Source organism: Bacillus sp. 37MA (genome assembly GCF_000372765.1).
Lineage (GTDB): Bacteria > Bacillota > Bacilli > Bacillales > Domibacillaceae > Domibacillus > Domibacillus aminovorans.
This window is the reverse complement of record NZ_KB889752.1, coordinates 2,447,709-2,464,973: the sequence shown is the minus strand read 5'-3', so window position 1 is coordinate 2,464,973 and position 17,265 is coordinate 2,447,709. Positions and strand designations below refer to the sequence as shown.

Below are 17,265 nucleotides of genomic sequence, written 5' to 3'. Positions count from 1 at the left end.
ATGAAGATGAGTGCTATTACAATGGACAGCGTTACACTCCGTTATGGAAAAGAAAGCATTATTGAAGAACTCGATTGGACCGTGCCAGAAGGGAAAATAACGGTGCTGATCGGTGGAAATGGCTGTGGGAAGTCGACGCTTTTCCGGTCCGCTGCCCGTCTTTTGAAGCCATCGTCTGGTCACGTATTGCTAGACAACATCCTTTTAGAAAAGATGTCGACAAAAGAAGCAGCACGCAAAATGGCGATTTTGCCGCAGTCACCGGCTGCACCGGAAGGATTGACGGTCTTGCAGCTCGTAAAACAAGGCCGCTATCCGCATCAGACGTGGCTGAAGCAATGGAGCGAAGACGATGAACAAGCTGTGCAAAAGGCTTTGCGGGCGACGTCGATGTTGGAACTCTCAGGCCATCCTGTCGATGAATTGTCCGGCGGCCAGCGTCAGCGTGCCTGGATTGCGATGACGCTTGCGCAAAATACGGATATTCTTTTGCTTGATGAACCGACGACATATCTTGATATGACCCACCAAATTGAGATTTTAGATTTACTGTTTGAATTGAATGAGCAGGAGGGCCGCACGATTGTGATGGTGCTGCACGACTTAAATCTCGCCTGCCGCTACGCCCATCATATCGTCGCTGTTAAAGATAAGACGGTCTATGCAGAAGGCGCACCAGAACACATTGTCGACGCGGACCTCGTCAAACACGTCTTCGGCCTTGACTGCTTGATTGAGCGTGATCCGCTTTACGGGACACCGCTTTGCATTCCGTTTGGAAAAGGACGGAGAGCCGTTACCGGATAAAAAGACCGCTTCCAATGGATGTAGGTCACGCTAAATTGGATTTCCTTCCGATAAGAACAGCTCAGCCGGAAGGAAATTGAAACAATTTGACAAGTGAAACGTACGTATACATGAAGAAAATAAAAAAGGGTGAACGTTTATGTATATGGATATTGAAGAACCGGAGCTCCATATTTCAACAAGTGCTGTAAAGGTATGGCGGCTGAGCAATACAATCGGACATGGAATAGCGATTTTTAGTATAGTGGTGCTCCTCGGATTGGATCACCTATTTGGGTGGTGGAGCTGGATTAGCTGGGTTTTATACGGGCTGACTGTTATTGTCGTGTTGTCGGCGATTTATTCCATTTTTGTTGAACCGCCTTTGCTGCAGTGGACGTGGCGGTATGGCGTGAATGAAGAATACGTACAGCTGAAGCATGGCGCTTTGACACGTGTTCATGTGCTCGTACCAATGACGAAAGTGGAGTACGTCAAAACAAACCAAGGGCCGCTCATGCGGAAATTCAAATTGTATAATGTGGAAATCGGCACGATGGCGTCCTCTCATTCGATCCCGGCTGTACCGGAAAAAGAAGCACTGGCGCTGCGGGCTCAAATTGCGCAGCTGGCGAAAATAAAGGATGAGGAATGACATGAAAAAACGTCTTCATCCTTTTCGAGTTGTATTGTCGATCGTGAAAATTCTCAAAAATCTGTTTTTTCCAGCGGTTTTTCTGTTTATATTTCATTCAGCTTCAGAAGCGCAGTGGGTGATGATCGGACGAATCGGTCTGCTTTTGTATATTGCTATAAGTTTGATTGTATCGATTTTAACATGGTGGACATACCGGTATGAATTCCGTGAACGAACATTGCACGTGTACAGTGGTATTTTTGTGAAATCAGAGCGTAATATGCCGGTAGAACGGATTCAAAATGTACAAAAACATACATCGTTCTTGCATAAATTGCTACGTATGACGTCATTGACGCTTGAAACGGGAACAGGCGGCGACGAAGCATCGGTGAAGCTCGATATGATTACGTTTTCGGAAGCAGCGCGCATTGAATGTCTGTTGAATCAAGATGAAGAGGAGAAACATGATGAACGGATGGTTCATTTTACAGTGAGCCGACGTGAACTGATTAAAGCGTCATTTACATCTCTCAGTTTTTTTGCGATTATTCCGCTTCTTGCTTCTTTTTATTTCACCATCGATGACTTTTTCAAGTTGAACGGTGTAACGAAAGACGTCATTGATTATGTGATGGGTGCATTGTGGGTGCTTGCACCGATTAGTGTTGCCCTGCTTATTGTTGGTGCGGCTGCCGGGGTGATCACAACGTATTTACGCTATGGAAACTTTGAAATTGCGTCTGATGAAGAGCGTATTTATTTGAAAAAGGGTATGTTAAATGAATCCTTTTTTACGATAACGAAAGAAAAAGTGCAGGCGGTTAAATTAAATCAATCACTGTTGAAGCGATGGTTCGGATTAGTTGGAGTGGAACTGATCAGCGCCGGCAATGTCGGAGATGAGGAAATGGAAACGAATTCACTGTATCCATTTTTGCCAGTAAAACAGGCATACACGATTGTGGAAGAATTACTGCCGGCCTATAAAATTGAAACGGACATGGATCAGCTGCCTCGTGCATCGCTTTGGATGAAGCTTATGCGGCCGAGTTACGTGTGGCTGATCACGACGGTCTCACTTATCTGGTGGAAACCACAATTCTGGTACGTTTCACTTGTATTGCTAGTACTTATTTTTCTCACGCGCATTCTTGAATTTTACAACGCCCGCTATAAGATGAGTGATACATTTTTGCAGCTGAAAACAGGTGCATTTACAACGGTACTGCTCGTGACGAGCCGGCAAAAAATCCAGGAAATCGAAGTGAAGCACAGTTTTTTACAGCGGAAGTGGCAGCTTGTCTCCATTAAAATTGCTAATAGGGGCAGGCCGGTTCATTTTTCGGAAATGGCTGATTTACCGGTTGAATCGGCTGAGAATATTTACAACTGGTACGCAAACAGGCTATAAAAAAGAGTAGAAGACCGGTAAAGTGACCGGCATTATGTTGGCCTGAACCAATTAGAATCCGCAGTCTACATGCTGTGGGTTTTTTTGTTACAATAAAAAGAGCGTAGGGAATGTGATAGAACTAAGTAAAGAAGCGATGGTGAAAAGGAGATGGAAATGAGATGGAAGAAGAAAAATCACTCATTGACACGCTGCTGAATGACACGCCGCCAGACAATTATTTAAAACAGGAAGCGCACCAATTAAAGGAAATAGACGTGGACGAGCGTTCGGAACAAGAAGAGTTGGACAGGCCATTACTGCCGCCTGAAATGATGACCGTGATTATGATCGCAGGGTTGATCGGTGGCATGATGCTCGTTGTATATACACTTATTTTTTGGGTTTTTTGATCAGAAAGTTAAGTGAGTGGTCATAACGTAAAATAAATGATCAGAAAGGATGACTTTCTTTTGAAAGAGTCAATAATATCCTTTTTCGAGTAGACAAGCCGCCTCCGTGTCAAATGGAAAGCGGCTATTTTTATAAAATGGGTGAAAGTAACCGGGCAAGTGATTCGCCAATTCGTTTTGGGAAGGTGCGGTGTTCATACCGCTCCCGACTGATCGGAACGGAATCGGAAAAATCCTTCAAAAAATCGACTTCGACTTTTTCAACAGCAGGCGTCCGGTTGTATAAAAAGGTCATAAGCTCATGATTGAGCCGGAAGCTGCGAACATCGAAGTTGGCGGTGCCAACAATGGCATGCTTTCCATCAATCAGTAGCACTTTTGAATGAATAAATGAATCATCGCGGTACGCAAATACTTTGACACCGGCACTTAATAAATCTTGAAAATAGGAATTCGTGCCATAGAATGAAATCGCGCGGTCGCCTTTGCCCGGCACGATGACGCGCACATCTTTTCCACTGCGGGCAGCGACCCGTACAGCAGCGAGTGCTTCATCGTCCGGCACGAAATAAGGAGACGCAATCCAAATTGACTTTTCTGCGGATTGAATCATTTCCATCATCGCATCGCGTACGTCACGTTCTACGTTATAAGGCCCGCCATACACGGTTTGTACCATTTCATCCGCTTCGTGTGATTCGGACGGAAAATACGCATCAAATCGAAATTTTTCTTTTAATTCATCAAGCAACGATGTTTTTGCGCTAGTCGCATGAATCCAGTCGGTAATAAACGATTCTTGCAGCTGGCGTACAGCCGGGCCTTTCATTCTTAAATGTGTATCACGCCACACTTCAAATTGGGATGTGTTGCTTTGATACTCTTCGCCGACGTTCAATCCGCCGGTAAAACCGGTATGTCCGTCAACAACGACCATTTTGCGGTGATTGCGCAAATTCGCGGTGCGTGTAAACCAGGGCGACACGATCGGATCGAAAGCATATGCTTCGCCGCCCGCTTCTTTTAATGGGCTCAAAAAGGATTTGGATAATCCAGATGAACCGAGTCCATCATATAAAAAGCGGACATGTACATTCGCTTCAGCCCGTTCAACAAGCGCATCACGTATGTTTGCTGAAATTTCATCTTCCCGGAAAATATAATATTGAATATGAATGTGATGTTCCGCGTGGCGGATTATATCTAAAATGGCAGGGAATGTTTCATCGCCGTTCGTTAAAATATCAACTTTATTGCCGGCAAGTGCTTCAAAACCGGTCATATTTTGAATGTTTTTCGCCTGCGGAAGCATGGCGGATATATCCCATTTTTCTCCATGAAACCGCATGGATGTAATAAACTTCGTCGTTTCTGTAAGGACAGATTTAGGAAGCCTCCGGTTACGGGGATCGCGTCCGAACACAGAATAGACAACCGCACCTGCGAGTGGAAAAACGAGTACAATCGCAATCCAGGCCACTTTTGAATTCGTACCGCGTGAATCGAATAAAAGCAAATTAAATACGACGAAAATCGAAATGATTCCCGCAAGATACGTAAACGCGACCGATAATTCATTGGAAAAGTAACGGAGTCCAAAATAGATGAGCGCAACAACACTAATTAATACGATAAGCTGCACCGCTTTTTCTCTCATGGCCGAACACACTCCTCTCATCTACTACTCAGTTTACCCGTATTTTTTAGAAAGAGACAGTTGAAAATTAAAAAAAGATACGGTATAGTGAAGGAGAATAAATGAATGAATATTCATTCAAAGGAGGACGTGAACGTGGTTCAGCACATTCAAAAAGCAGCGGTTATCGGGTCTGGCGTGATGGGTTCGGGCATCGCCGCGCATTTGGCGAACGTTGGTATTCCCTCTATTTTACTGGATGTCGTCCCGGAAAATGCTGAAAACCGAAATGTTCTTTCTGAAAGCGCTATCCAAAAGTTATTCAAACAAAAGCCAGCACCACTTGTGTCTAAACAGAACGCAGCTCTTATAACAGCTGGTAATTTAGAAGATGATCTTAAGCAATTAGCGGAAGCAGACTGGATTATTGAAGTGGTTCTAGAAAATTTGGACGTCAAGAAGACGGTGTTTGAAGCAGTAGACAGTTATCGAAAGCCAGGCAGTATTATTTCTTCCAACACATCAGGCATTTCTGTTGAAGCGATGAAAGAAGGCCGGAGCGATGATTTCAAAAGGCATTTTCTCGGCACGCACTTTTTCAATCCACCGCGCTATTTAAAGCTGCTTGAACTTATTCCGACGTCACATACGTTACCAGAAGTCGTCGACTATATGAAAATGTTCGGTGAAGATGTTCTTGGAAAAGGTGTAGTGCTCGCGAAAGATACACCAAACTTTATCGCCAATCGGATCGGCACGTATGGATTGCTTAACACGATGCACATCATGAATGAAATGAAGTTGTCTCCAGGTGAAGTCGATTCCATCACAGGACCACTCATCGGCCGTCCGAAAAGTGCCACATTCCGGACGCTGGATGTCGTCGGACTCGATACATTCATTCATGTGGCGAAAAATGTATATGATCAAGTAGACGGTGAAGAAAAAGCGGTCTTTGACGTACCGGATGTGCTCCTCCAAATGCGGGACAACGGCTGGATCGGGGCAAAAGCTGGGCAGGGCTTTTTTAAAAAGGATGGGCAGACGATTCTCGAATTAGATCCAAATTCAATGGACTATATAGAACGCAAAAAAATGAAAGCGGATTCAATAAAAGTGGCGAAACAACAAAAAGGGTCAGCAAAATGGAAAACGCTTGCTTATGCAAATGACGAAGCTGGCCAGTTTATTTGGAAGATACTTGCCCCAATGCTTCTCTATTCTGCCGGGTTAACCGGTAAAATTGCGGATAATATTGTCTCGATTGACCGGGCAATGAAATGGGGATTTGGCTGGAACGAAGGACCATTTGAAATTTGGGATCATCTCGGTGTCCGGGAGGCCCTTCAAAAAATGGAATCAGAAGGACGCGTTATTCCGGGCTGGGTAAAAGATATGCCGGGCCATTTTTATCAAGACGGTCACTATTACGATCCTGCAACAAAATCGTATAAACCGATTGATCAACAGGCAAAAGTGATTGATTTAAAACAACTGAAAAAAGAAGGGAAAGTCATTAAACAAAACAGCGGGGCAAACTTGATCGACATAGGTGACGGTGTGGCGCTTTTAGAATTTACATCACCGAACAACGCGATCGGCATGGACATCATACACATGATCAATGATGCTGTTGAGGAAGTTGAGAAAAAGTATAAAGGTCTCGTAATTGGAAATCAAGGAAAAAATTTCTGTGTCGGTGCGAATCTCGCGATGATTTTAATGGCTGCCGGAGATGAGGATATTTGGGAAATTGACATGGTCGTCAAAGGGTTCCAGCAGGCAATGATGAAAATAAAATACAGCACAAAACCGGTCGTCGCCGCACCGTTTGCGATGGTGCTTGGCGGCGGAACAGAAGTATGTTTACCAGCTGCGCACATTCAAGCATCGATGGAAACATATATGGGTCTCGTGGAAACGGGTGTCGGTCTTATCCCAGGCGGAGGCGGCAATAAAGAACTGTACATTCGCCACCTTGAACAAATGCCAACAGGTGTAACGGTCGATTTACAGGCGGTCGCGAACAATGTATTTGAAACGATTGCGATGGCGAAAGTGTCAACGTCCGCATTAGAAGCGCGTGACAACAACTATTTGTACCGGGCAGATGGTATTAGCATAAACAGTGATCATCTTTTATATGATGCTAAACAGACAGCGATCTGTTTATATGAAAAGGGCTACACAGCGCCGATCCGCAAAAAAGTACCGGTCACAGGTGAAACGGGTTATGCGATGTTATTGCTCGGCGCCCAATCGATGCATGCATCTGGCTTTATTTCCGATCATGATTTAACGATTGCCAAAAAGCTCGCCTGGGTCATTGCAGGGGGCAATGTACCGTTCGGATCGGAAGTGGATGAACAGTATTTGCTTGATTTGGAGAGGGAAGCGTTTTTACAGCTTGTCACCATGCCGAAAACGCAGCAACGCATGCAGCATATGCTCGTTAAAGGGAAACCACTTCGGAATTAAAGGGGAGAAAAGAAATGAAGGAAGCGGTTATTGTCGCTGGTGCACGCACACCTGTCGGCCGGGCAAAAAAAGGAACACTCCGTTACACGCGTCCGGATGATCTCGGCGCGCTCGTTGTAAAAGAAACGCTGAGACGAGCGGGAAACTACGAAGGGAACATTGACGATCTCATTATCGGATGTGCGATGCCAGAAGCAGAGCAAGGTATGAACATGGCACGAAACATTGGCGCTCTCGCTGGACTTTCACATGACGTGCCGGCTGTTACGATCAATCGGTACTGCTCATCTGGCTTACAGTCGATTGCGTATGCGGCAGAACGGATTATGATCGGCCACGCGGACACGATTATCGCCGGGGGAGCGGAATCGATGAGTTTAGTGCCAATGATGGGCCACGTCGTTCGTCCGAACGTGCGGATTGCAGAAAGTATGCCAGGCTATTACATGTCGATGGGGCATACGGCGGAAGAAGTGGCGAAAAAATATAACATTTCGCGCGAAGATCAGGACGCGTTTGCGGTACGTAGTCATGAGCGGGCAGCATGTGCAATTTCAGAGGGGAAATTTGTGGATGAAATTGTGCCGGTGAATGTGACAAATAGACATGTCGGGATGGATCACAAATTGATAGAGGAACATGTCTTGTTTTCTATGGATGAAGGGGTACGACATGGAACGACGGTTGATATATTGGCGAAGTTACGGCCGGCGTTTTCTTTGGCTGGAACCGTGACAGCGGGCAATGCGTCGCAAACGTCAGACGGTGCGGCAGCGGTCCTCGTGATGGAGCGAGAAAAAGCAGAGTCGCTTGGTTTGAAGCCCATTGCCAAGTTGCGCTCCTTTGCGGTCGGAGGGGTACCGCCGGAAGTGATGGGCGTAGGCCCGGTCGTCGCCGTGCCAAAAGCGCTGAAACTGGCAGGCCTTGAATTATCAGATATTGATTTGTTTGAATTAAACGAAGCCTTTGCATCACAGTCGATTCAAGTTATCCGCGAGCTTGGGCTGAATGAAGACATTGTCAACGTAAATGGCGGGGCGATCGCACTCGGTCATCCGCTCGGCTGTACAGGGACCAAATTGACGTTATCGCTTCTTCATGAATTGAAACGGCGCAACAAACAGTTCGGGATCGTGACGATGTGTATCGGCGGCGGAATGGGAGCCGCTGGTGTCTTTGAAATGATGTAACAAAGGGGGAAATGAATCATGGCAGCAAGAGGCGGTTCCTTTTTAATAGAAGAAGTGGCGTATCACTCGATTTTTACACCGGAAGATTTTTCGGATGAACAGAAAATGATTGCGAAAACGACCGAAGACTATGTATCAGGCAGTGTTTTGCCGGAATTGCCCTATCTCGAGAAGCATGAATTTGACCGAACGGTAAAACTATTACAAGAAGCAGGAGAACTAGGGCTGCTTGCCGCAGATGTGCCGGAAGAATATGGAGGATTGAATCTTGATAAAGTGAGTTCTGCGCTTATTGCTGAAAAAATGGCGGTCGCCGGCGGTTTTTCTCTTTCACACGGGGCGCACGTCGGCATTGGCACATTGCCGATTGTGTTATTTGGAAATGAAGAACAGAGGCACACGTATTTGCCGGACCTGGCCATGGGAAAACGATTCGCGGCGTATGCATTGACAGAGCCTGGTTCCGGTTCAGATGCGCTCGGCGCGAAAACGACTGCTCGTTTGAATGAAGCGGGAACGCATTACGTGTTAAACGGAGAAAAACAATGGATTACAAACTCTGCATTTGCGGATGTATTCATCGTATACGCGAAAATTAATGGAGAACAATTTTCAGCGTTTATTGTAGAGAAAGGCTACCCAGGCGTATCTACTGGTGCGGAAGAAGAAAAAATGGGCATTAAAAGTTCATCAACGCGGACACTCATTTTGTCCGATGCTGAGGTGCCAGTGGGAAATTTGTTGGGCGAAGCAGGCCGCGGTCATGTGATTGCGTTTAATATTTTGAACATTGGCCGTTATAAATTAGGCGTCGGCACGGTCGGAAGTGCGAAGCGGGCGCTCGATATTTCATTGAAATACGCAAACGAACGCCAGCAGTTTAAAACGAAAATCGCGAATTTTAATTTAATAAAAGAAAAGTTTGGCACGATGTCTTCAAAAGTATATGCAGCAGAAAGCGCCATTTACCGTACTGTTGGCTACTTTGAAGAGCAGATGGGCGCATTGTCTGAAGAAGAACGAAAAGACGGAAAGAAGGTTGCATTGTCGATTGCCGAATATGCGATTGAGTGTTCACTTTGTAAATTTTTCGGAACGGAAGTGCTCGATTACGTTGTGGATGAAGGGGTCCAAATTCATGGCGGCTACGGCTTTATGGAAGAATACGAAATTTCAAGAATGTACCGTGATGCACGCATTAACCGTATTTTTGAAGGAACCAATGAAATTAACCGCTTGCTTGTGCCGGGTACATTTGTGAAAAAAGCGTTCAAGGGTGAGCTTCCATTGTTTGAAAAGGCACAGGCGCTGCAAGATGAACTGATGATGCTTATGCCGGAAGAGGTGGATGACACGGTGCTTGCACAGGAAAAAATGCTCGTGAAAAATGCGAAGAAAATAGCGCTTCTTGCGGCGGGATTAGCCGTTCAAAAATATGGTAAAGCGCTCGAAGTTGAACAGGAAGTACTCGTCAACATCGCCGACCTCGTAAACTTAGTGTACGCAATGGAATCAGCCGTCCTTCGTACAGAGAAAGCGATTGAAAAGTTTGGCGAAAAGAAAAGCAACCAGAAAGTATTGTATACGCAAATTTTCTGCCAGGAAGCATTTAACGAAATTGAAGCGCACGCAAAAGAAACACTTGTTGCGATCGAGTCTGGCGACAGCTTGCGTATCATGATGTCGGCTTTACGAAAACTAGGCCGCCACACGCCAGTTAACGTCATCGTCAAAAAAAGGGAAGCGGCAGACAAATTAAGCGATGCGTTGAAATATGTCGTCTAACATGAGAAAAGACAGCCAGGTATCATTTGGGCTGTCTTTTCATTCTTTCATCTGATCAAGCATCGAAATTGTATCAACAAGGTGATTGTTAAAAATCTGCTTCGCAACAGATAGCAGTTCAACAATCATTGGATCACGAAGCGAATAAATGACTCGGGTTCCATCTTTTGTGCCTGTCACAATGTTTTTTCCGCGCAAAATGGTCAACTGTTGAGAAACAGTGGAACCTTCACTGCCAGCGAGGCTTTGAAGTTCATTGACGCTTTTATCACCTTCAGCTAGCAGCTCAAGAATTTTAATCCTCAATGGATGAGCAAGCGCTTTAAAAAAATCCGCTTTAAATTGTTGCATATCAAGATTCAATCTTTATTTCCTCCTTCTCACAAATAGGTTGTTGTCCCTTAGAAAAGGCTTCACACTCTCTAAAGGCAAAATGTCGGCAGCCGAGGCATTTATCTTTATTTAAATGTAACAGAGCGGCGTTGATCGCGTCACCTGTATGAGTGAAAAAATGATCTTCACCCATCGATTCGTATAAGCCTGTTTTCTTTAATACGCTTTCAGGCTGAGGATTTAATCCGGATATGAAAACTGTTCTATGTTTTGAAAAGCTTTTGACAATACTGGATAAGTGCGCTTCTCCGGTCGTATCCATAAAAGGCACTTTCCCCATTCGAAGCAGCAGCACCTCTGGTTTATAATTGACGGTCTTCATGATCGATTGTTGAAACGTTTGCACTGCTCCAAAAAAAAGCGGTCCTTGGATATTGTATATACTAATTTGCGGGCAATCGTGCGAATCGGTCACGACATGGCTTGCCACTTTCTCATGTTTGTCGAGAGGATTAGGCAACGCTTTTTCTACCACCATTGTATCACTCATTCGTTTCGTAAAGATGATGACAGCGAGAAGCAGACCGACTTCGACCGCAACAGTTAAATCCATAAAGACGGTTAATAAAAACGTGACGACTAATACGAGTGAATCTTCTGTTCTCGTTTTGACTAAATGAATAAAAACGTGCCGCTCACTCATATTCCAGGCTACGATCATTAAAATAGGTGCCATGCTTGCTAATGGAATTTTTGATGCGTATGGTGCGAAAAGCAATAAAATGATTAAAACAACGAGTCCGTGCACAATACCGGACACGGGTGAAACAGCCCCATTTTTAATATTGGTTGCTGTTCTCGCAATGGCGCCTGTCGCCGGGATACCGCCGAACAAAGACGTCACCATGTTGGCAATGCCTTGTCCAACCAATTCCCTGTTGCTGTTGTGTTTGCTATTTGTCATCCTATCTGCCACGACAGCCGATAAAAGCGACTCAATGGCGCCGAGGATCGCAATGACAAAAGCAGGTCGAATCATTTGCTGCATCTTTTCAAACGTGATCTCTGGCATATGAAATCGGGGAAGTGTGCCGGAAATGTTGCCATATGTCGAACCGATAGTAGCCACTTCACCTGGATATAGAAACGTGGCCAGCAATGTGGAAAAAACAAGGGCAATGAGTGGTCCCGGTATTTTCGGAAATACCTTTGGTGTATAAATGACGGTTAGTAAACAAATAACAGCTGTTAGGATGCTATATCCGTTCACAGTATGAATATTTAGTACGGCTTCTTTCATATTATCAATGAACGCCTCGTGTTTTTCGACGCCAGTCAAACCGAGAAAATTCGGAATTTGCCCGGTGAAGATAATAATGGCGATCCCAGATGTGAAGCCGATTGTGACCGGACGTGGGATAAAGGTAATGAGCGCGCCTAATTTAAAGAGCCCCATTAAGAATAAAAGAATCCCAGCTAAAAAACCGGCAATTAATAAATTTTCAAACCCGTATGTCATGACGATGCTGAATAAAATAGGGATAAAGGCACCAGTCGGTCCGCCAATTTGAAAGCGGGAGCCGCCGAACAATGAAATAAGGATGCCGGCGACGATGGTCGTATAAATGCCGTATTCAGGATTCACACCTGATGCAATCGCAAACGCCATCCCTAAAGGAATAGCAATAATCCCGACAACGAGCCCTGATAAAAGGTCTTTTTGAAATGTTTGTAGTGAGTACGGTTTATATCTGCCGGTAAAAAACCATTGACGCATATGAATCACCCTCTTAATATCTATATATTTGATTATTTGAATATATATAAGGTATGCTTCTTTTTTTAGATTGTCAAAGGGTTTTTGCAAAAGTTGTCGAATTTCATTCAGTTGAGGTGAAAAATATGAAATTTTATTGGTATCCGAAATGCGGAACGTGTCGCAATGCGAAAAAGTGGCTTGATGAGAAAGGTGTTACGTACGAAGCGATTCATATTGTCGAAGCACCGCCTTCAAAAGAAGAGTTGAAACGGGCATATGAAAAAAGCGGACTACCACTGAAGAAATTTTTCAATACAAGCGGGCAAAAATACCGTGAGCTTGGATTGAAGGATAAAGTAACCTCTGCATCTGATGACGAACTACTCCATATTCTTGCGTCAGACGGTATGCTGATCAAACGTCCACTCGCGATTGGCGATGAAACGGTAACGGTTGGTTTTAAAGAAGATGAATATAATGCGAAGTGGCAATGATGATCTTGCATTCTGTCTGATGAATCAGTAAAGTGTAGAGTATACTTATTTTAATCTGGAGGTATAAACAAATGAATGTGCCTAAAGAGCTGCGTTATTCTGAAGAACATGAATGGGTGAAACAAGAAGAGGGGAACGTGCGCATCGGCATTACTGATTTTGCGCAATCTGAACTAGGTGATATTGTATTTGTTGAGCTGCCAGCTGTTGGTGATGAAATTAAGGTTGACGAGCCGTTCGGAAGCGTAGAATCCGTTAAAACAGTTTCAGAGTTGTACGCACCGATCAGCGGAAAAGTTATTGAAATCAACGAAGAACTTGAAGACAGTCCTGAGTTCGTAAATGAATCTGCTTACGATAAAGCATGGATGATTTTAATTGAGCCGTCTGATGCGTCACAAATTGACAAATTGATGACAGCAGCGCAGTACGAAGAAAGAGTAAAAGAAGAGTAATTGCCGGGCCGGTCCATTGCCGGTCTTTTTTACTTTGCTTTTTTCCCGGAAACGAGTGAAAATAGAGTTAACAACGTGCAGCGGGGTGATGGTGATGATTCTGGAAAAAGCAATTATCGTCGAAGGGTTATCCGATCGTAAACGAGTGGCTGAAATTGTGAAAGAACCGGTAGACATCATTTGTACGAATGGGACGATTGGCATATCGCGTCTAGATGAACTTGTAGATGAATTGTTCGAGCGGGATGTGTACATTTTAGTCGATGCAGATGCATCGGGTGAAAAGCTGCGCCGTCAGTTTAAACGTGAGTTGCCTCATGCCCGTCATCTCTATATTGACCGTAGATATAAAGAAGTCGCCTCTGTCCCTCATCGCGATCTTGCGTCTGTTTTAATGGCGGCGAATATCGATGTACGCGGGGAGTTTTTAGAGAAAGAAGGATTGCCATAACAATGAAAACAGTTCAATCAATTTACGATTTTTTAGCCGCCCCCAAAGCGGCTTTATATGTGTACACGCCGATGTGCGGCACATGCCAAGTAGCCGGCAGAATGCTTGATATTGTTGAAGCGATGAACATTGATTTGCCGCTTGAGCGGATTGATTTAAATTATCATGAAGACATTGCCCGCGAATTTGCGATTGAAAGCGTTCCTTGTTTACTTTTAATGTCAGAAGGAAAACTTAAAAAGAAAATTTACGCTTTTCAGTCAGTTCCCTATATATATGAAGAAATAATGTCTCATTTTCAAATAGGATAAAAATGTAAAAAATATACATTTTTGCTGTTGACATAACTGTCATTCCGGTGGTAGAATCCATTCATATTCATAATAACTCTTATCAAGAGAGGCTGAGGGATGTGCCCGATGAAGCCCGGCAACCATCTTTTTTAGAAAAGGTGCCAAATCACACAAAGCAATGTGCTTCGAGAGATGAGAGAAAGGGAACTTTACGCACTGCCTTTCTGTTATTATCCGCAGACAGGCTTTTTTTGTGAAAAGGAGTTAACAACATGATTTTAATTGAACAGGTAAAGAAAATATTTCAAACAAAAAATGGCCCCGTTACGGCCGTTGACGATATAAATCTTTCCATTTTAGAAGGCGAGATTTTCGGTATGATCGGCTATAGCGGCGCAGGTAAAAGTACGCTTATCCGCATGTTGAACGGCCTTGAGGCACCGACGGAAGGATCTGTAACCGTTGCAGGGCGGACGGTATCAAAAATTAAAGGCGGCGAATTACGGAAAGCGCGCCAAGAAATCGGTATGATTTTTCAACACTTCAATTTACTTTGGTCTCGCACAGTGCGCGAAAATATTGCGTTTCCGCTTGAAATTGCGGGCGTGTCAAAAGCGGAACGGGACAAACGTGTGAATGAATTGATCGAGCTTGTCGGTCTTGATGGACGCGGGGACTCCTATCCTTCGCAATTGTCAGGCGGCCAGAAGCAGCGTGTAGGTATCGCTCGGGCACTCGCAAATAACCCGAAAGTATTATTATGTGATGAAGCAACATCGGCGCTTGACCCACAGACGACGGATTCCATCTTAGAATTACTCGTCGATATTAATGAACGCCTCGGGCTGACAATCGTGCTTATTACACATGAAATGCACGTTATCCGCAAAATTTGTCATCGTGTTGCGGTAATGGAAGCAGGTAAAATCGTTGAAATGGGCCCGGTGCTTGATGTATTCCGCCGCCCTGAACAGTTAATTACAAAACGATTTGTCCAGCAGGTGACGGAGCCGGAAGAGTCGAAAGAAACAGTCCGTCATTTAGTAGAGGCACACCCAGATGGAAAAATTGTTAAATTGACGTTCGTCGGTGTATCGACTGAACAGCCGGTCATTACAGAAATTATTCGACGCTTTGATGTCGCGGTCAACATTTTGCAAGGGAAAATTTCACAGACGCAAAATGGTGCATACGGAACATTGTTCGTCCATTTAACCGGTAATGCTTCTGAAGTCGACAAAGCAGTGGCGTTTTTAGATGCGCAGCAAGTAGATTCGGAGGTTATTATGTATGATTGAACAATGGTTTCCAAATGTAGACTGGGACAAAATGTGGGAAGCGACACTTCAGACGCTTTATATGACGAGCATTTCTGTCGTTATCACATTCGTTCTCGGCCTTTTGCTCGGCTTATTGCTCTTTTTAACATCGAAAGGACAGCTGTGGGAAAATAAAGCGGTCTATGGCATCACGGCGGTTATTGTCAATGTCTTCCGCTCAATTCCATTTATCATTTTAATCGTCCTGCTCATTCCGTTTACGAAAGCGATTATCGGCACGATTATCGGTGAAAATGCGGCGTTGCCGGCACTTATTATCGGAGCGGCCCCATTTTATGCACGCATGGTTGAAATTGCGCTGCGTGAAATTGATAAAGGTGTGATTGAAGCGGCAAGAGCAATGGGGGCATCCACAAGTACGATTATTCGAAAAGTGCTCATCCCAGAATCGTTGCCAGCACTCGTTTCAGGACTCACCGTCACAGCGATTGCCCTTGTGGGTTACACAGCGATGGCGGGTGTCATTGGGGCAGGAGGACTAGGAAATCTCGCCTTTTTAGACGGATTCCAGCGTAGCCGTAATGATGTGACACTGATGGCGACAATCGTTATACTCATTATTGTGTTTATCATTCAGTTTATCGGGGACACGTTCACACGAAAACTGGATAAACGATAAGATAAAATATTTTCAGGAGGAATGACATGATGAAAAAATGGCTTCTCGGGTTTTTAACAGCCGCGATCGTGCTTGCTTTGGCAGCATGCGGAGGTGGGGAAGAATCAACAGATAAAGAAAAAGCAGATTCTGGTACATCAGAAGAGGACAAAACAATTGTTGTAGCGGCAAGTCCCGTACCTCATGCAGTTATTTTAGAAGAGGCAAAAGCTGCATTAAAGGAAAAAGGATATACACTTGAAGTAGAAACATTTCAAGACTACGTTTTGCCGAATAAAGTGTTAGATGAAGGAGAAGTGGATGCGAACTACTTCCAACACGTTCCTTACCTTGAAGTTCAAAAAAAAGAACATGGCTATGATTTTGTGAACGCTGGGGGTATCCATGTTGAACCTATTGGCGTTTATTCTAAAAAATACAAAAGTTTAAAAGAACTTCCAGATGGAGCGAAAATTATTTTAAGTTCATCTGTTGCGGATCATGGACGTGTTTTGGCTCTTTTTGAAGAAGCAGGATTAATTACATTGAAAGACGGTGTGGTGAAAGAATCAGCGACACTCGATGATATTGCTGAAAACAAAAAGAATTTGAAATTCGACTATGATTATGAACCTGCTTTGCTTCCACAAATTTATAATAACGATGAAGGTGATGCCGTCATGATTAACTCAAACTATGCGGTAGATGCCGGCTTGAACCCACTCGAAGATGCAATTGCTCTTGAAGGAAAAGACTCACCATACGCAAATATTATCGCTGTACGTGCCGGCGATGAAGACAAAGAAAAAATTAAAGCACTTGTTGATGTTCTTCACTCTCAAGAAATTGAAGACTTTATGTTGGAAGAGTGGGGCGGGGCATTCGTACCGGTCAACAAATAAAACGTTAGAAACGTCTGGCTGCGAGCCAGGCGTTTTTTATGCTAAATTTTCAAATAATTGCGAATTCAAGAGGATATCGTTTATATTTTGCGAATGAGGAAATATAGAAGAGTATGCTGGACCTCACAACATGTGAGAGAGACTGAGCCGGGCTCACGGCTTTTGCGTGTCTTACCTGCACACTGTTATTATAAATACCGGAGGAACATTTGGTGCGGAGTGGAATTACTCTAAGCTAGATCACTTTTTGCTCATAATAAATGAGCGGAGCATGCCTCCAAAAAAAACGAAAAGGATTGATTCCCCATTAGTAACTCACTGA

At 44.2% G+C, this 17,265-nt stretch carries 17 protein-coding genes and 1 riboswitch; of the genes, 14 read left to right on the top strand and 3 right to left on the bottom strand.

Annotated elements, in window-relative coordinates; all coding sequences use genetic code 11:
• The first annotated feature begins 6 nt into the window (after positions 1-6).
• The 4 genes from A3M5_RS0113740 to A3M5_RS0113725 all read left to right on the top strand — a co-directional run bounded on the left by A3M5_RS0113740 (position 7) and on the right by A3M5_RS0113725 (position 3,229).
• Positions 7-807, top strand: coding sequence for an ABC transporter ATP-binding protein (locus A3M5_RS0113740; protein WP_018394348.1), 801 nt, complete (start codon positions 7-9; stop codon positions 805-807).
• A 139-nt stretch (positions 808-946) separates the two neighbouring features.
• Positions 947-1,441 (top strand): PH domain-containing protein, encoded by a 495-nt coding sequence (locus A3M5_RS0113735; RefSeq protein ID WP_018394347.1) that lies wholly within the window; start codon positions 947-949, stop codon positions 1,439-1,441.
• A 1-nt stretch (position 1,442) separates the two neighbouring features.
• Complete coding sequence (locus A3M5_RS0113730) at positions 1,443-2,837, top strand: PH domain-containing protein (protein ID WP_018394346.1); 1,395 nt, start codon at positions 1,443-1,445, stop codon at positions 2,835-2,837.
• A 161-nt stretch (positions 2,838-2,998) separates the two neighbouring features.
• A complete protein-coding gene (locus tag A3M5_RS0113725; protein WP_018394345.1) occupies positions 2,999-3,229 on the top strand; it encodes a hypothetical protein in 231 nt (76 codons plus the stop codon).
• Between the two features lie 130 nt (positions 3,230-3,359).
• On the opposite strand, the gene cls is transcribed toward A3M5_RS0113725, so the two are convergent.
• Positions 3,360-4,871: a cardiolipin synthase gene (cls, locus tag A3M5_RS0113720; RefSeq protein ID WP_415874107.1), complete on the bottom strand. Its 1,512-nt coding sequence runs from the start codon at positions 4,869-4,871 to the stop codon at positions 3,360-3,362.
• A 150-nt stretch (positions 4,872-5,021) separates the two neighbouring features.
• Between cls and A3M5_RS0113715 the strand changes: the two genes are divergently transcribed.
• From A3M5_RS0113715 to A3M5_RS0113705, 3 genes are read left to right on the top strand one after another with little or no spacing between them, the layout of a single operon-like run.
• The gene (locus A3M5_RS0113715) at positions 5,022-7,343 is read left to right on the top strand and encodes a 3-hydroxyacyl-CoA dehydrogenase/enoyl-CoA hydratase family protein (RefSeq protein WP_026221728.1); all 2,322 of its coding nucleotides are present in this window, start codon (positions 5,022-5,024) and stop codon (positions 7,341-7,343) included.
• A 14-nt stretch (positions 7,344-7,357) separates the two neighbouring features.
• On the top strand, positions 7,358-8,533 hold the full coding sequence (locus A3M5_RS0113710; RefSeq protein WP_018394342.1) for an acetyl-CoA C-acetyltransferase: 1,176 nt from the start codon (positions 7,358-7,360) through the stop codon (positions 8,531-8,533).
• Positions 8,534-8,551: 18 nt separating this feature from the next.
• Positions 8,552-10,318 (top strand): acyl-CoA dehydrogenase FadE, encoded by a 1,767-nt coding sequence (locus tag A3M5_RS0113705; RefSeq protein ID WP_018394341.1) that lies wholly within the window; start codon positions 8,552-8,554, stop codon positions 10,316-10,318.
• A 39-nt stretch (positions 10,319-10,357) separates the two neighbouring features.
• Here the strand turns inward: A3M5_RS0113705 and A3M5_RS0113700 are convergent, their stop codons facing one another.
• Positions 10,358-10,681, bottom strand: a complete 324-nt coding sequence (locus tag A3M5_RS0113700; RefSeq protein ID WP_018394340.1) for an ArsR/SmtB family transcription factor — start codon at positions 10,679-10,681, stop codon at positions 10,358-10,360.
• Positions 10,671-12,428, bottom strand: coding sequence for a SulP family inorganic anion transporter (locus tag A3M5_RS0113695; protein ID WP_018394339.1), 1,758 nt, complete (start codon positions 12,426-12,428; stop codon positions 10,671-10,673). Before A3M5_RS0113695 ends, A3M5_RS0113700 begins: the two co-directional genes overlap by 11 nt.
• A gap of 125 nt (positions 12,429-12,553) precedes the next feature.
• Here A3M5_RS0113695 and A3M5_RS0113690 point away from each other — a divergent pair, with 125 nt between their 5' ends.
• The 7 genes from A3M5_RS0113690 (at position 12,554) to A3M5_RS0113660 (ending at position 16,943) form a co-directional block, all read left to right on the top strand.
• Positions 12,554-12,904, top strand: a complete 351-nt coding sequence (locus A3M5_RS0113690; protein WP_018394338.1) for an arsenate reductase family protein — start codon at positions 12,554-12,556, stop codon at positions 12,902-12,904.
• A gap of 71 nt (positions 12,905-12,975) precedes the next feature.
• Complete coding sequence (gene gcvH, locus A3M5_RS0113685) at positions 12,976-13,359, top strand: glycine cleavage system protein GcvH (RefSeq protein WP_018394337.1); 384 nt, start codon at positions 12,976-12,978, stop codon at positions 13,357-13,359.
• Between the two features lie 94 nt (positions 13,360-13,453).
• Positions 13,454-13,810: a hypothetical protein gene (locus A3M5_RS0113680; RefSeq protein WP_018394336.1), complete on the top strand. Its 357-nt coding sequence runs from the start codon at positions 13,454-13,456 to the stop codon at positions 13,808-13,810.
• A 2-nt stretch (positions 13,811-13,812) separates the two neighbouring features.
• Positions 13,813-14,121, top strand: coding sequence for a thioredoxin family protein (locus tag A3M5_RS0113675; RefSeq protein WP_018394335.1), 309 nt, complete (start codon positions 13,813-13,815; stop codon positions 14,119-14,121).
• 76 nt (positions 14,122-14,197) lie between these two features.
• Positions 14,198-14,302, top strand: a riboswitch (SAM riboswitch).
• Positions 14,303-14,375: 73 nt separating this feature from the next.
• Positions 14,376-15,401 (top strand): methionine ABC transporter ATP-binding protein, encoded by a 1,026-nt coding sequence (locus A3M5_RS0113670; protein ID WP_018394334.1) that lies wholly within the window; start codon positions 14,376-14,378, stop codon positions 15,399-15,401.
• Positions 15,394-16,062, top strand: coding sequence for a methionine ABC transporter permease (locus A3M5_RS0113665; RefSeq protein ID WP_018394333.1), 669 nt, complete (start codon positions 15,394-15,396; stop codon positions 16,060-16,062). Before A3M5_RS0113670 ends, A3M5_RS0113665 begins: the two co-directional genes overlap by 8 nt.
• Positions 16,063-16,091: 29 nt before the next feature.
• Entirely contained in the window at positions 16,092-16,943 is an 852-nt protein-coding gene (locus A3M5_RS0113660; RefSeq protein WP_026221725.1) for a MetQ/NlpA family ABC transporter substrate-binding protein, read from the top strand.
• The last annotated feature ends 322 nt before the right edge of the window (positions 16,944-17,265 follow it).

Bases quoted from the DNA above. Each gene is read 5' to 3' on its own strand.
- A3M5_RS0113740 (WP_018394348.1), top strand. From the start codon at position 7: ATGAGTGCTATTACAATGGACAGCGTTACACTCCGTTATGGAAAAGAA.
- A3M5_RS0113735 (WP_018394347.1), top strand. From the start codon at position 947: ATGTATATGGATATTGAAGAACCGGAGCTCCATATTTCAACAAGTGCT.
- A3M5_RS0113730 (WP_018394346.1), top strand. From the start codon at position 1,443: ATGAAAAAACGTCTTCATCCTTTTCGAGTTGTATTGTCGATCGTGAAA.
- A3M5_RS0113725 (WP_018394345.1), top strand. From the start codon at position 2,999: ATGGAAGAAGAAAAATCACTCATTGACACGCTGCTGAATGACACGCCG.
- A3M5_RS0113710 (WP_018394342.1), top strand. From the start codon at position 7,358: ATGAAGGAAGCGGTTATTGTCGCTGGTGCACGCACACCTGTCGGCCGG.
- A3M5_RS0113705 (WP_018394341.1), top strand. From the start codon at position 8,552: ATGGCAGCAAGAGGCGGTTCCTTTTTAATAGAAGAAGTGGCGTATCAC.
- A3M5_RS0113695 (WP_018394339.1), bottom strand. From the start codon at position 12,428: ATGCGTCAATGGTTTTTTACCGGCAGATATAAACCGTACTCACTACAA.
- A3M5_RS0113690 (WP_018394338.1), top strand. From the start codon at position 12,554: ATGAAATTTTATTGGTATCCGAAATGCGGAACGTGTCGCAATGCGAAA.
- gcvH (WP_018394337.1), top strand. From the start codon at position 12,976: ATGAATGTGCCTAAAGAGCTGCGTTATTCTGAAGAACATGAATGGGTG.
- A3M5_RS0113680 (WP_018394336.1), top strand. From the start codon at position 13,454: ATGATTCTGGAAAAAGCAATTATCGTCGAAGGGTTATCCGATCGTAAA.
- A3M5_RS0113675 (WP_018394335.1), top strand. From the start codon at position 13,813: ATGAAAACAGTTCAATCAATTTACGATTTTTTAGCCGCCCCCAAAGCG.
- A3M5_RS0113670 (WP_018394334.1), top strand. From the start codon at position 14,376: ATGATTTTAATTGAACAGGTAAAGAAAATATTTCAAACAAAAAATGGC.
- A3M5_RS0113665 (WP_018394333.1), top strand. From the start codon at position 15,394: ATGATTGAACAATGGTTTCCAAATGTAGACTGGGACAAAATGTGGGAA.
- A3M5_RS0113660 (WP_026221725.1), top strand. From the start codon at position 16,092: ATGAAAAAATGGCTTCTCGGGTTTTTAACAGCCGCGATCGTGCTTGCT.